Source organism: Tepidimonas charontis (assembly GCF_007556685.1).
Lineage (GTDB): Bacteria > Pseudomonadota > Gammaproteobacteria > Burkholderiales > Burkholderiaceae_C > Tepidimonas > Tepidimonas charontis.
Genome location: NZ_VJON01000036.1, coordinates 17,455 through 31,170, shown reverse-complemented (window position 1 = coordinate 31,170; position 13,716 = coordinate 17,455). Strand labels below are relative to the sequence as shown.

General features: G+C 68.6%; 9 protein-coding genes and 1 pseudogene. 8 read left to right on the top strand and 2 right to left on the bottom strand.

From position 1 onward, the window contains the following. Window positions 1-253: 253 nt before the first annotated feature. From Tchar_RS10225 to Tchar_RS10210, 4 genes are all read left to right on the top strand, one after another. On the top strand, window positions 254-2,611 hold the full coding sequence (locus tag Tchar_RS10225) for a Tex family protein (RefSeq protein WP_144328929.1): 2,358 nt from the start codon (window positions 254-256) through the stop codon (window positions 2,609-2,611). 210 nt (window positions 2,612-2,821) lie between these two features. Next, window positions 2,822-3,649 carry an HDOD domain-containing protein gene (locus Tchar_RS10220; protein WP_144328928.1) on the top strand — a complete coding sequence of 276 codons (828 nt, stop codon included), beginning with the start codon at window positions 2,822-2,824 and terminating at the stop codon, window positions 3,647-3,649. 10 nt (window positions 3,650-3,659) lie between these two features. Beyond that, the gene (locus Tchar_RS10215) at window positions 3,660-4,463 is read left to right on the top strand and encodes an HDOD domain-containing protein (protein ID WP_144328927.1); all 804 of its coding nucleotides are present in this window, start codon (window positions 3,660-3,662) and stop codon (window positions 4,461-4,463) included. Next, a complete protein-coding gene (locus Tchar_RS10210; protein WP_144328926.1) occupies window positions 4,463-5,551 on the top strand; it encodes a patatin-like phospholipase domain-containing protein in 1,089 nt (362 codons plus the stop codon). Before Tchar_RS10215 ends, Tchar_RS10210 begins: the two co-directional genes overlap by 1 nt. Window positions 5,552-5,591: 40 nt before the next feature. On the opposite strand, the gene Tchar_RS10205 is transcribed toward Tchar_RS10210, so the two are convergent. Further along, a complete protein-coding gene (locus Tchar_RS10205; protein ID WP_144328925.1) occupies window positions 5,592-6,740 on the bottom strand; it encodes an iron-containing alcohol dehydrogenase in 1,149 nt (382 codons plus the stop codon). 182 nt (window positions 6,741-6,922) lie between these two features. On the opposite strand from Tchar_RS10205, the gene Tchar_RS10200 reads away from it, so the two are divergent. From Tchar_RS10200 to Tchar_RS10190, 3 genes are all read left to right on the top strand, one after another. Further along, window positions 6,923-7,906 carry an alpha/beta hydrolase gene (locus Tchar_RS10200; RefSeq protein WP_236640421.1) on the top strand — a complete coding sequence of 328 codons (984 nt, stop codon included), beginning with the start codon at window positions 6,923-6,925 and terminating at the stop codon, window positions 7,904-7,906. Window positions 7,907-8,056: 150 nt separating this feature from the next. After that, window positions 8,057-8,569, top strand: a complete 513-nt coding sequence (locus Tchar_RS10195; RefSeq protein ID WP_144328924.1) for a MaoC family dehydratase — start codon at window positions 8,057-8,059, stop codon at window positions 8,567-8,569. Between the two features lie 126 nt (window positions 8,570-8,695). Beyond that, the gene (locus Tchar_RS10190; protein WP_144328923.1) at window positions 8,696-11,176 is read left to right on the top strand and encodes a YgiQ family radical SAM protein; all 2,481 of its coding nucleotides are present in this window, start codon (window positions 8,696-8,698) and stop codon (window positions 11,174-11,176) included. An 88-nt stretch (window positions 11,177-11,264) separates the two neighbouring features. Here Tchar_RS10190 and pobA read toward each other — a convergent pair whose 3' ends face one another. Further along, the gene (pobA, locus tag Tchar_RS10185) at window positions 11,265-12,500 is read right to left on the bottom strand and encodes a 4-hydroxybenzoate 3-monooxygenase (RefSeq protein ID WP_144328922.1); all 1,236 of its coding nucleotides are present in this window, start codon (window positions 12,498-12,500) and stop codon (window positions 11,265-11,267) included. Window positions 12,501-12,849: 349 nt separating this feature from the next. Between pobA and Tchar_RS10180 the strand changes: the two are divergent. After that, a pseudogene (locus Tchar_RS10180) lies at window positions 12,850-13,686 on the top strand (IclR family transcriptional regulator domain-containing protein). Window positions 13,687-13,716: the final 30 nt, after the last annotated feature.

Below are 13,716 nucleotides of genomic sequence, written 5' to 3'. Positions count from 1 at the left end.
CTCGGCCGCCGCGCTGGGCGCGCTTGCCGTCGCGCTACGCGCTCCTTCCAGCGCCCCCAGCGCAACCCCGCCATCCTTTCTCTCATTCAGCATTTCCAGCTCCTTTCTCAGACACGTCTGTTTACCCCAATTCCGTGTCCAAAAAAACTGCGGGCGGGGCAGGGTGGAGATGAATGATCACGATCGACCGCTGAGCAAACGGCGTGCCGGGGACGCCGTGGCACACTTGCCGGTTTTCGTATCGAACCACCCCATGCCATCGACCGTGAGCACGACGATCGTTGCCCGCCTCGCCGACGAGCTCGGCGTGCGCGCCGCCCAGGTGCAGGCCGCCGTGGACCTGCTGGACGGCGGCGCCACCGTTCCCTTCATCGCCCGCTACCGCAAGGAGGCCACGGGTGGCCTGGACGACACGCAGCTGCGCCAGCTGGAGCAGCGCCTGGCCTATCTGCGCGAGTTGGAGGAGCGCCGCGCCACTATCCTGCGCAGTATCGAGGAGCAGGGCAAGCTGACGCCTGCCCTGCGTGCCGTCATCGAAGCCGCCGCCACCAAGCAGGACCTGGAGGACCTGTACCTGCCCTACAAACCCAAACGCCGTACCAAGGGGCAGATTGCCCGCGAGGCAGGGCTGGAGCCGCTGGCCGACGCGCTGTGGGCCGACCCCACGCTCGATCCGCACGCCGCCGCACAGGCGTATGTGAAGCCGGCCGCTGGTGAGGATGGCAGCGACTTCACCACGGTGACCGCGGTGTTGGATGGCGCACGCGACATTCTGGCCGAGCGCTGGGCCGAAGACCCCGCCATCGTGCAGCCGCTGCGCGAGTGGCTGTGGGCCGAGGGGGTCCTGCGCAGCCGGCGGGTGGAATCGCGCGATGCGGCCGACCCCGAAGTGGCCAAGTTTCGCGACTATTTCGAACACGACGAGCCGATTGCGCGTGTGCCGTCGCACCGCGCGTTGGCGATGTTTCGCGGTCGCGCCCTAGATATTCTGGAGCTGCGCTTGGCCCAGCCACAGGAGCCGCTGCCGGGACAGCCTTCGCTGGCCGAGGGCCGTTTGGCGCAGCTGTTGGGCTGGTCACACCAAGGCCGCGCCGCCGACGACTGGCTGCGCCGCTGCGTGGCCTGGACATGGCGGGTCAAGCTCAGTCTGACCATCGAGCGCGATTTGTTCGCGCGCCTGCGCGAAGCCGCCGAGGCGGTGGCGATTCAGGTGTTCGGCGCCAACGTGCGCGATGTGCTGATGGCCGCACCGGCCGGCCCGCGCACCACCATGGGCTTGGACCCGGGCATCCGCACCGGGGTCAAAGTGGCGGTGGTGGACGCCACCGGCAAGGTGGTGGAGACCGCCACCGTCTACCCGTTCGAGCCGCGCCGCGACGTCGATGGCGCGCTGGCGACGCTGGCCGCGCTGGTGCTGCGCCACGGCGTCGAGCTGATCGCCATCGGCAATGGCACCGCCAGCCGGGAGACCGATCGGCTGGTGGCGGAGCTGTTGCAGCGACTGCGCGCGCACCCCGGGGCGCCGGTGCCGCAGAAAGTGGTGGTCAGTGAAGCGGGGGCCTCGGTCTATAGCGCCAGCGAGCTGGCGGCCCAGGAGCTGCCAGAGCTGGACGTGAGCCTGCGCGGCGCCGTCAGCATCGCGCGCCGGCTGCAGGATCCGCTGGCCGAGTTGGTCAAAATCGACCCCAAGAGCATCGGTGTGGGCCAGTACCAGCACGACGTCAACCCCAGCGCACTGGCGCGCACGCTCGACGCCGTGGTGGAAGACTGTGTCAACGCCGTCGGCGTCGATGTCAACACCGCCAGCGTGCCGCTGCTGGCGCGGGTGGCGGGGCTGAGCAGCGCCACTGCGCGCGCCGTGGTGCGCTGGCGCGACACGCATGGGCTGTTTCGCCGCCGGCAGCAACTGCTCGAGGTCAGTGGGCTGGGCCCCAAGACCTTCGAGCAGTGCGCGGGTTTTTTGCGCATCCGCGGCGGTGACAACCCGCTGGACATGACCGGCGTGCACCCCGAAAGCTACCCCGTGGTAGAGCGCATTTTGACGGCCATCGGCCAGCCGATCGAAGCGGTGATGGGGCGCGCCGAGCTCCTGCGCGGCTTGCGGCCCGAGGCGTTTGCCGACGAGCGCTTCGGCGCGCCGACGGTGCGCGACATTTTGCTGGAGCTGGAAAAACCGGGGCGCGATCCGCGTCCCGAGTTTCGCGCCGCGCGCTTCGAGGACGGTGTGCACGACATCACCGACTTGATGCCGGGCATGGTGCTGGAAGGGGTCGTCACCAACGTGGCGCAGTTTGGCGCCTTCGTGGACATTGGCGTGCACCAAGACGGGCTGGTGCACGTCAGCCAGTTGGCGGCGCGCTACGTGGCCGATGCGCGCGAGGTGGTCAAAGCCGGCGCCATCGTGCGCGTGAAGGTGTTGGAGGTGGACGTGGCGCGGCGGCGCATCGCCTTGAGTATGCGGCTCGACGCCGACATCACGCCGAGTGACCGGAGTGCCGCGGCGACGGGGGCGCGGCGCCGCGAGCCGGGGCCCGGCCGCGGGCGTACCGAGCCCACCACGACGGCCATGGCGCAGGCCTTTGCTCGCCTGCAGCAAACGGGCCGGCGCTGACCTCCGGCGGACGCCCATCAGGTGGCCCAGCGCGGGCCGCGGCTGACGCGCCGCGCCACAGACGGGCCGGGGGGGGGGCGCAGGGCCAGCATCATGAACAGCACCCGATGCGGGTCAGCCGCGCCCAGACGCGCGGGGGCGCTGGTCTGGTCTGGGCGTGTCGCAGCCGGTGCAGACGGCCGCCGGACACGCCGCATAATTCGGTGCACGATGACACTGGAAGAATTGCTCAACCAGGCCAAGGCCATCCCCAGTATCCCGCGCGTGGTGTCGGAGGTCACCGCGGAGCTCGACCGCGACGATCCGGATGCGCGGCGTATCGCCGAGCTGGTGGCCACCGATCCCGGGCTGACGGCGCGTTTGCTCAAATTGGCCAACTCCGCTTTCTTCGGGTTGACGCGACAGATCGACAGCGTTGCCGAAGCCATCACGGTGTTGGGCTTCAATCATCTGCGTACCTTGGTGCACGCGGTGGCGTTGGGCAGCAGCTTTCGCGAGGTGCCGGGCGTCAACCTGGAGCAGTTTTGGCGCTACAGCCTCAACACCGCCAAAATCTGCCGCCCGTTGGCACGCAGCCTCAAGCTGCCGGAAGGCGCGGCGTTCACCGCCGGCCTGGTGCATGCGGTGGGGGACTTGGTCATGCACATCGGTATGCCCGACGTGGTGGCGAAGATCGACTGGCGCGTCTCTCCCTTCGATATGAAGCGCGCCGAGGTCGAGCGCAGTGTCTTGGGCTACACCTATGCCGACGTCAGCGCGGCCTTTGCCCAGCGCTGGGATTTTCCGGACACCATCGTCACCGCTTTGCGCCACCAACTGGTGCCGTTCGAAGGCGATATCTACGAACCGTTGGCCGGCGTGGTGCACATGGCCTCGTGGCGCGCGCGCGCGCAGGAGATGAACCTGGACCGCGCCGCCATGGCGGCCACCTTTCCGGACGTGGTGGCCATCTTGCTGGGCCTGAGTCTGGAGACCGTGCTCGACAAGGATCCACAGGAGTGGACATCGGCGGGTGAGCTGGCAGCCTTCCTCCACTGAGCGTTGATCGATGTCTTTGCAAGCGCTGTTGCAGCGGCCCGAGGCCCTGCCCGTCGTGCCCGAGGTGGCGGCGGAGCTGATCCGTACCTTCAGGCAGGACGACGTCGATCTGGCGACCGTAGCGGGGGTGCTGGAGCGCGACCCGGCCTTGGCTGCGCGCGTGCTGCGCCAAGCGAACTCGGCGTTTTTTCGCTTGTTGCGGCCCGTGCACAGTGTGCGCGAGGCGGTGCAAGTCCTGGGTTTGAACCGTGTGCGCGCGCTGACGCTGGCTGCGGCCGTACAGCAGCGTTTCCCCGCGCCCGCCGGCATCGATCTGGAACGCTTTTGGGCCTACAGCTTTGGTGCCGCCTCGCTGGCGCGCCGGCTGTGTGCGCCGCGCCGGCTCGATGACAATGTCGCCTTCACCGCCGCCTTGCTGCACGCCGTCGGTGAGTTGGTGATGCACCAACTGCAAGCCCCGCAGATGCTGGCGTTGGAGCAGCGCGCCGCGTGGTGGTCCCTGCCGCGTCCTGCGCTGGAGTACGAGGTGCTCGGCTACTCGTACGCCGAAGTGGGCGCGGCCTTGTGCGAGCACTGGCGCCTGCCGCGCTTGCTGGTCGTGGCCATCGCGCAGCACCTCGAGCCCTTGGCCGCCGAACCGGCCGAGCCGCTGGCGGCGGTGGTGCATTTGACCGCCTGGCGCGCACGGGTGTGGATGCATGGCAACCGCCCCAACGACCTGATCCACACCTACCCGGATGCGATCAGCGAGGTCTTGGGGGTGGACCCGGACTTTTTGGCCGATCCCGCGGCGCTCGACGCAGGGGGGACCTGATGCCGGCTTTGCGTTTGTACGCCGGCGCGGCGGCGCGCGCCCATATCGAGCGCCACGGCTTGCTGCCACAGGCCGTGGGCATCGTGGCCGGGGCGGCGGGCGGGCCCAAAGGTTTGATTCTAGGGCCTTTGGACCGCTTCGTATTTGGGCAATGGCTGGCAGGCAGCCGCCATTCGGTCGATTTGGTCGGAGCCTCGGTTGGCGCCTGGCGCATGGCTACCGCCTGTTTGCCCGATGCAGCAGCGGCGTTCGCGCGCCTGGAGCGCGACTACATCGCGCAGGCGTATGTGGTCGAGCCGGGCCGTCGCGTGCCGACGCCGGAACACGTCAGCGCGGCTTTTGCCGCGAATCTGCGCGCGTTCTTTGGCGGGCGGCTGGACGACATCTTGCGGCATCCGCGCTACCGGGTGCACATCCTGACGTCGCGCGGACGCCACGTGCTGGCCAGGGAGGGCCGCTGGCGTACCCCGCTGGGCTATTTGGGGGCATTCTTGTCCAACGTCGCGCAGCGCCGCGCCTTGGGTCTGTGGTTGGAGCGGGTGGTTTTTTCCAGCCCCGGGCCGCACGGGTCGGCGCCTGCGCCGCTGCCGTTTGACACGCGCGACTTCCGCACCCGGCAGGTGATGCTGCGCGCCGACAATTTCATGCCGGCTTTGCAGGCCAGTTGTTCGATTCCGTTCGTGCTGCGCGCGGTGCACGACGTTCCGCACGCCCCGCCGGGTGCGTACTGGGACGGCGGCATCACCGACTATCATCTGCACCTGCGCTGGCGTCCCGAGCGGGGCTTGGTGCTGTATCCGCACTTTCAGCGCCATATCGTGCCGGGGTGGTTGGACAAAGCGCTGCGCTGGCGCCATCGGCCCACCGAGGCACTGGCGCACACCCTGGTGCTGGCCCCCGACCCCGACTGGGTACGCCGCCTGCCCAACGGCAAATTGCCCGACCGCACCGATTTCCCCCGCTATGGGCACCGGCTGGCCGAACGCATGGCGGCGTGGCAAACGGCGGTGCGCGAGGCGCAGCGCCTGGCCGACGAATTCGCGGCGTGGCTGGAGCGCCCCGACCCGTCTCGCCTCGAGCCACTGTGAACGGCGAAGTGGGATCGGCAACGGATGACGCCTCGTGTCGTCACAGCGAGGCTTCGAGCATGGCGCGGTAGTCTTCGCGCGTGGCCAGCCGCGGGTTGGTCTGGTGGCAATGGTCGGCCAGCGCGCCGTCAATGATGCGATCGAACCAGGCCGGCGTCACGCCCAGCTCGGCCAAGCCGGTGGGCAGTCCCAAGCGGGCCGTGAGGTCGCGGATCGCGGGTCCGACTTCGTCGGGTCCGGCCAATCCCATCACGCGTGCCATGCGCTGCAGGCGCCGCTCGCGCTGCACGCTGTCGGCCTGCGCATTGAAGGCGATGACCGCCGGCAAAAAGATCGCGTTGAGCGTGCCATGGTGCAGGCGCGGGTCGAGCCCGCCCAGACTGTGACTGAGCGAGTGCACGCAGCCCAGCCCCTTTTGGAATGCCAGTGCCCCCTGCATGCTGGCGCTCATCATCTGTAGCCGCGCGTGGCGGTCGTGTCCGTCGCGAGTAGCGCGCTCGATGTGCGCCCAGGCACGCTCAAGTCCATCCAGCGCGATGCCGTCGGCCGGCGGGTTGAAAGCGGGCGACAAAAACGTTTCGATGCAGTGCGCAATCGCATCCATCCCGGTGGCTGCCGTCAGGCGCGGCGGCAGGTCCAACGTCAATTCCGGGTCGAGAATGGCCGCGCGCGGCAGCAGGTGCCAGCTGTGAAAACCCAGCTTGCGCCCATCGTCCACGATCAAAATCGCGCCGCGCGCCACCTCGCTGCCGGTGCCGGCCGTCGTCGGCACGGCGATGAGCGGCGGCACGCGCTCGGTGATGAGGGGCGAGCCGCCCTCGATGGTCGCATAGGTCTTCAGCGGCCCGTCGTGCGACACGGCGATCGCCACCCCTTTGGCGCAATCGATGGCGCTGCCGCCACCCAGGGCGATCAGGCCGTCGCAGTCGGCGCTGCGATAGAGCGCAGCGGCGGTGCGCACGGCCGCCTCGGTCGGATTGGAGGGTGTGCCGTCATACACGGCATGGGGCAGGGCGGCGCCGCCGGTGGCCAGCGCTGCCTGCAAGCGCTCCAGCAAGCCCGCCGCGCGCACGCCGGCATCGGTCACTACCAACGGGCGGCCTATGCCCGCGCGGTCGCATTCGCTGCGCAGGTGGCGCAACGCCCCGTGCTCGATCTGGATCGTCGTCAGATAGCGGATTTCGGCCATGGTGGGTTGTCTCCTCGTGGGGGTCCGTTGAGCGTGGCACACTGTAGCCCAGTATCAGCGCCCTGCTCACGTACCTGGGTGACAGCGGCCGGCCCAGCACGCTGCCCGGTTCGGGGCAGCCGACGCCTGGCGGCCACGCCTTCGCGCCGCAACGCCGGATATCAGCGGCGACAATCCGGGCCATGACGCACACCAACCCCCGCCAGCTGCTGACCCCGGCGATGCGCGGCGTGCTCGACCGCATGGCACGTGCGGGACGGCCGCCATTGCACGCCCTCACGCCCGCGCACGCCCGCGCCTTCTACGAAGCAGGTGCGAGCGTGTTGGACATACCGCCGCACCACGTGGCACGTGTACAGCACGTGCGTGTGCCCGCCCGTGACGGTGCCTGGCTGCACGCCGAACTGGTGGTGCCGCACCGCGCCGGCGACGCTGGCCCACCCCCCGTGTTGCTGTACTTGCACGGTGGCGGCTTCGTGGTGGGCAGCGTGCATACCCACGCGGCGCTGTGCCGTCACGTGGCGCATCTGGCCGGCTGTGCGGTGCTGTCGCTGGACTATCGCCTGGCGCCCGAGCACCGCTTCCCCACCGCTGTGAATGATGCGTTCGATGCACTGGCGTGGTTGCGCGCAACGGCTGCCGCGCTGGGCCTGGATGGCGCGCGCATCGCCGTCGGTGGTGACAGCGCCGGTGGCACGCTGGCGGCGGTTACCGCTTTGCAGGCGCGCGACGCTGGCTGGCCGCTGGCGCTGCAGCTGCTGTTCTACCCGGGCTGCACGGCATGGCCCGAAACCCCATCGCACCGCCGGTTCGGGCACGGATTCGTGCTCGAAGCCGAAACCATCCAATGGTTTTTTCGCCACTACATCGACGATGCCCAGCGCACCGACTGGCGCTTTGCGCCGCTGCTGGCACCGGACTTCGACGGCGTGGCGCCGGCCTGGATCGGCCTGGCCGAATGTGACCCGCTGGTCGATGAAGGCGTGCAGCTGGCCGATGCGCTGCGCATGGCGGGTGTGCCGGTGGATTTGGAGATCTACCGCGGGGTCACGCACGAGTTCATCAAGATGGGGCGGCTGATTCCGCAAGCGTTGCAGGCTCACCAAGATGCCGCTCGTGCACTGCGACGGGCCTTCGGTGCCACCGGCACCGCAGCTGCGCCTTGACCCGCACCCGCCCGGCGCGATGACCCCTCATCCCACCTTCCACGTCGCCGCCGCGGTGGGGCTGGCAAGAGGCATCGTCCCGTGCGTGACGCCTGGCATTGGCCGGTGCTGATACCCTAGGCCAAACCATCAGTGCGCCGGAGAACGCCCATGACCGCCATCGACCCCATCGCCAGCCCGCACATCCGCCTGTGGTGGGAGGATCTCGTCGTCGGTGACACGCGCGACCTCGGCAGCCTGCGCGTGAGCGAGGAGGACATCGTGACCTTCGCGCGCCAGTTCGATCCCCAGCCGTTCCATCTGGATGCCGAGGCGGCGCGCCACTCGGTCTTCGGCGCGCTGTGCGCCAGCGGTTGGCACACCTGCGCCCTGGCCATGCGGCTGATGGTGACGCATTTTTTGCACGAAACGTCGAGCCTGGGCTCCCCGGGATTGGAGAGCCTGAAGTGGCTCAAGCCAGTCTATCCGGGTGACGAGCTGCGCCTGCGCCACACCATCACCGACAAGCGCCCGATGAACAAACGTCCCGACGTCGGCCTGGTGCGCACCGTGTGGGAACTGTTCAATCAGCATGGCGACAAGGTCTTGCACATGGAAGGGTGGGGCATGTTTCGCCGACGCACGCCGGCGGCGCCGCCACCGTCCCCGCCACCGTCCCCCTGATGGCTTTGTGGCTGCTGGTCGCCAGCGGTGGCGTGCCCGCTCACGGCAGCGTAAACTGCAAAGTTTTTCACGAATGCCCGGCGGCTTTTGCATGCGCCTGGCGTGCTACTGGAACCGCCCGACTCCATGAACGCCCCGGTTGACGTCTCCCTCCTGGCGCGCCACGCCAAACCGCTGAGCAGCTACAAGCCGTACTGGGCCAAGCGCTTCGGGGTGGCGCCCTTCCTGCCCATGAGCCGCGCCGAAATGGACGCACTGGGCTGGGATGGGTGCGACGTCATCCTCGTCACCGGCGATGCCTACGTCGATCACCCCAGCTTTGGCATGGCCGTCATCGGGCGGGTGCTGGAGGCACAGGGTTTTCGGGTCGGCATCATCGCCCAGCCCGACTGGCGCAGCGCCGAGCCGTTCAAAGCCTTGGGACGGCCCACGCTGTTTTGGGGCGTGACGGCGGGCAATATGGATTCGATGATCAACCACTACACCGCGGACCGCAAAATCCGTTCCGACGACGCCTACACCCCCGGCGGCGTGGCGGGCAAGCGGCCCGACCGGGCGGTGATCGTCTACAGCCAGCGCTGCCGCGAAGCGTACAAAGACGTGCCGATCATCATCGGCGGCATCGAGGCCAGTTTGCGTCGCATCGCCCACTACGACTACTGGAGCGAGACGGTGCGGCGCTCCATCTTGCTCGACGCCAAGGCCGATATGCTGCTGTACGGCAACGCCGAGCGCGCGCTGGTGGAGGTGGCACACCGGCTGGCTCGTCGCGAGCCGATCGAAGCGATCACCGATGTGCGCGGCACGGCATTCGTGCGCCGCAGCACGCCCGCGGGGTGGTTCGAGATCGATTCCACCGAGGTGGACCGTCCGGGGCGGGTGGAGGCACACCTCAACCCCTACCAAACGGTGACGGAGCAAGCCAGCCAGCGCGGGCAGGGCTGCGCCCGCGATGCGGGGCAGCCGGACCCCGACGCCTCCAACGCCGAGGGGGCAACACCCGGCACGCCGGTTGCCGCGGCGATGGCTGGCCAGGCGCCGTCCTCGACATCGGCGGCTACCCACACACCGGATAGCCGGGGACCGACCCAGCCACTGCAGTTCGTGCCCGCGGCGGCGTTGCGCGGGCGCCCGCCGCGCGAGCGCACCGTCATCCGCCTACCCAGCTACGAGCAGGTCAAGAACGATCCGGTGCTATACGCGCACGCCAGCCGCGTTCTGCACCTGGAGACCAACCCCGGCAATGCCCGTGCGCTGGTGCAGGCGCATGGCACGGGGACGGCGGCGCGCGATGTGTGGATCAACCCGCCGCCGATTCCGCTGACCACCGCCGAGATGGACTGGGTGTTTGGTCTGCCCTACGCGCGCAGCCCACACCCCGCCTACGCCGACGCGCAGGGCCGCCACGACGGGCCGACCAAGATTCCCGCCTGGGAGATGATTCGCTTTTCCGTCAACATCATGCGCGGCTGCTTTGGTGGCTGCACCTTCTGTTCGATCACCGAGCACGAAGGACGCATCATCCAAAGCCGCTCGGAAGAGTCCATCATCCGTGAAATCGAGGAGATCCGCGACAAGGTGGCGGGATTCACCGGCGTCATCTCCGATCTGGGCGGGCCCACGGCCAATATGTACCGGCTCGGCTGCAAGAGTCCGGCCATCGAAGCCGCTTGTCGCAAGCCCAGCTGCGTCTATCCCGACATCTGCCCCAATCTGCACACCGACCACGGGCCTTTGGTGCGGCTGTATCGGCGCGCCCGTCAGCTGCGCGGCATCAAAAAGATCCTCATCGGCTCGGGCTTGCGCTATGACCTGGCGGTGCGCAGCACCGAGTACGTGCGCGAACTGGTGCAGCACCATGTCGGGGGCTATCTGAAAATCGCGCCCGAGCACACCGAGCCCGGTCCGTTGTCGAAAATGATGAAGCCCGGCATCGGTACCTACGACCGCTTCAAGCGCATGTTCGATCAGTTCTCGCAGGAAGCGGGCAAGCAACAGTATCTGATTCCGTACTTCATCGCTGCGCACCCGGGCACGTCCGATGAAGATATGCTGAACTTGGCGCTGTGGCTCAAGCGTCACGGATTTCGCGCCGACCAAGTGCAAACCTTCTATCCCAGCCCGATGGCCACCGCCACGGCAATGTACCACACGGGCCTCAACCCGCTCAAGGGTATCCATCGCGACGAGCGTGCCGAGCGGGTCGACGTCGTGCGTGGCGAACGCCGCCGGCGCTTGCACAAGGCCTTTTTGCGCTACCACGACCCCAACAACTGGCCCCTGTTGCGCGAAGCGCTCAAGCGCATGGGCCGCGCCGACTTGATCGGCAACGGCAAACATCACCTGGTGCCCGCGTACCAGCCGCTGACCGACGGTAGCTACCGGGCGCCGCGCCGCGCCAATTCGACGCCACCCAAGCCCGCGGCGGGCAAACCTGCCGCGGCAGCCACCGGGCGTGCCCGCACGGCGGTGACGCCGGCGCAGGGTGTGCGCCCGCGTCCGGGGCTGGTGCTGACGCAACACACCGGGTTGCCACCACGGGCGGGCAGCCCAGCCCGTCCGGGCTCGCCCGTGGGCCCCGGCAAGCGCCGCGGCGCGGCGCGTTGAGTCGCGCGATCGGTTGCCGTCGATCGATATCCGCGCGGCCGCTCTGGTGGGGCGCCGTTGCCGACGCCGCGACGGCCGCCGTCCAGTGTCACCGAGCCAGCAGGGCTGCCGCGGGTGCCGGCGGTGCCGCTTGGCCGCGCGGCGCGCCGAAATCCAGCGGCAGGCCAACGTAGTTTTCCGCCAGGGTGCGCGCACCCGCCTCGCTGTGGACCAGATAGTCGAGCTCGGCTTCCTGCAGTTTCTCGGCGATCGCGTCCTGCTGCGGAAAGCGATGCATCAGGTGTGTGAACCACCACGAAAAACGCTCCGCCCGCCAGATGCGTTGCAAGCAGCGTTGCGAGTAGGCGTTCAGTCCCGCATCCGATCGTTCGTGGTAATGCTCGATGAGCGCATCGGCCAGAAACCGCACGTCGCTTGCGGCCAGGTTCAGGCCCTTGGCTCCGGTGGGCGGGACGATGTGCGCGGCATCGCCGGCCAGCAGCAGGCGCCCAAAGCGCATCGGTTCGCTCACGAAGCTGCGCAGCGGCGCGATGCTCTTTTCCAGCGCCGGGCCGGTCACCAGGGTATCGGCCGCCGCCGGGTCCAAGCGGCGGCGCAATTCGTCCCAAAAAGCCTGGTCGGACCATTGCTCCACGGTATGCGACAGCGGCACCTGGAGGTAGTAGCGGCTGCGCGTGCGGCTGCGCATCGAGCACAGGGCAAAGCCGCGCGGGCTATTCACATAAATCAGCTCGTGGTGCACCGGCGGAGTGTCGGACAGCAGACCCAGCCAGCCGAAGGGGTAGACCTTTTCGTATTCGGTGATGGCGCTGCGCGGCACCGATGCCCGGCACACGCCATGAAAACCGTCGCAGCCAGCGATGTAGTCCGCTTGCAGGCGGTGGCTTTGTCCATCTTGGGTGTAGGTGACGCAGGGCTGGGGGCCGTCGAAATCGTGGATGGCGACGTCGGCGGCTTCGTAGATCGTGCGCAGACCACTGGCGCGGCGCGCTGCCATGAGGTCGCGCGTGACCTCGGTCTGGCCGTACACCAGAACCGTCTTGCCGCCGGTCAGGTGCTTGAGGTCGATGCGGTGGCGTTGGCCCTGAAACAGCAAATCGAAGCCTTCGTGGACCAGGCCCTCGGCGTGCATGCGCTGGCCCACGCCAGCGGCGTCGAGCACGTCCACGGTGACTTGCTCCAGCACCCCGGCGCGAATGCGGCCGAGTACGTGCTCGGCGCTGTGGCGTTCGACGATCACATTGTCGATACCGGCGCGCTGCAACAGTTGGCCGAGCAGCAGACCGGAGGGGCCGGCACCGATGATGGCGACTTGGGTACGCATGGGGCATCTCCTGGCAGCAGGCGTGGGCCAACGCGTATGCCCACACGCCGATGCTAGGCAGGCAAGCGTCCGCTTCGAAGTGTCTGGCCCATGCTTATGCGCGATAATCGTCCACCATGTGCGAATATCGCGCAAAAGCTGCCGACCCCATCGATGGCGCTCGTCGCGTGCATCGCATGGGCCGTGACGATGCAGTCAAGCGACGGTCGATGGCGCGTGCGCAGCGCCGTGGCCTTGTCCAGGGTGCATCGACGCAATGCGTGGGCGTACCCTGTCCACGGGGGCGGTCCCCCAGGGCAACAGCGATTGCAGCGCCTCCGGCGGGCGGCGTTCGTGAGGTGACAGCCGTATGGACATGCGTGCAGCCGACTACATCGCGGGTTTGGCCAAAGGTTTGGCGTTGCTGGAGGCTTTCGACACCGAGCGCCAGCGCCTCAACGCCACCCAGGCGGCGCAGCGCACGGGGTTGACGCGCGCGGCGGCGCGGCGTCACTTGCTCACCTTGGCCCATCTGGGCTATCTCGAATCGGAGGGTGGGTACTACTGGCTGTCGCCCAAGGTGCTGCGTTTTGCGGGCAGCTATCTGGCCAGCGCGCGTTTGCCACGGCTGGTGCAGCCGGTGCTGGATCGGCTGGCCGTGCGCACCCGCGCCTCGTTTTCCGTCACCGTGTTGGAAGGGGAGGCGGTCGTGGTGGTGGCGCGCAGCGTACCCGCACTCGCGGCGCTGGATGCGGATGACGACAGCTCACTGGGCGCCCCGCCGGGGCGACCCGCCAGTCGCTGGCTTGCGCACGGGCTCCATCTGGGCGCGCGCTTGCCTGCGCATGCAACATCCACCGGGCGGGTGCTGCTGGCCGCATTGTCTCCGGAGGCGTTCGAGGCGTGGTTGCGCCAACGCAGCGCCGCCAGCGGCACGTAGCCTCGCTTGACCCCGCACACGACCACGCAACCAGGCGCGCTGCGGCGTATCGTCCAGCGCGTGCGCACCGACGACCACTGCCTGTGCAGCGAAGAGCACGAACTGGGGGTCCATGCGCTGGCGGTGCCACTGCGCAACGCGCGCGGCGCCACCATTGCTGCGCTCAACGCGGTGGTCTCGGCGCAACGCCCCTCCCCGTTGGCTGCCCTGCGTGCCTTGCTGCCGCTGCTGCAGGAGGCGGCGGCGGAGCTCCGTCCGCTGCTGTAGCCGGCGCTTTGCACGTCGCTCGGGGAACGC

Excerpts from the sequence above, each read along its gene's own strand:
- Tchar_RS10195 (WP_144328924.1), top strand. The coding sequence starts at position 8,057 with ATGACCGCCATCGACCCCATCGCCAGCCCGCACATCCGCCTGTGGTGG.
- Tchar_RS10200 (WP_236640421.1), top strand. The coding sequence starts at position 6,923 with ATGACGCACACCAACCCCCGCCAGCTGCTGACCCCGGCGATGCGCGGC.
- pobA (WP_144328922.1), bottom strand. The coding sequence starts at position 12,500 with ATGCGTACCCAAGTCGCCATCATCGGTGCCGGCCCCTCCGGTCTGCTG.
- Tchar_RS10205 (WP_144328925.1), bottom strand. The coding sequence starts at position 6,740 with ATGGCCGAAATCCGCTATCTGACGACGATCCAGATCGAGCACGGGGCG.
- Tchar_RS10215 (WP_144328927.1), top strand. The coding sequence starts at position 3,660 with ATGTCTTTGCAAGCGCTGTTGCAGCGGCCCGAGGCCCTGCCCGTCGTG.
- Tchar_RS10210 (WP_144328926.1), top strand. The coding sequence starts at position 4,463 with ATGCCGGCTTTGCGTTTGTACGCCGGCGCGGCGGCGCGCGCCCATATC.
- Tchar_RS10225 (WP_144328929.1), top strand. The coding sequence starts at position 254 with ATGCCATCGACCGTGAGCACGACGATCGTTGCCCGCCTCGCCGACGAG.
- Tchar_RS10220 (WP_144328928.1), top strand. The coding sequence starts at position 2,822 with ATGACACTGGAAGAATTGCTCAACCAGGCCAAGGCCATCCCCAGTATC.
- Tchar_RS10190 (WP_144328923.1), top strand. The coding sequence starts at position 8,696 with ATGAACGCCCCGGTTGACGTCTCCCTCCTGGCGCGCCACGCCAAACCG.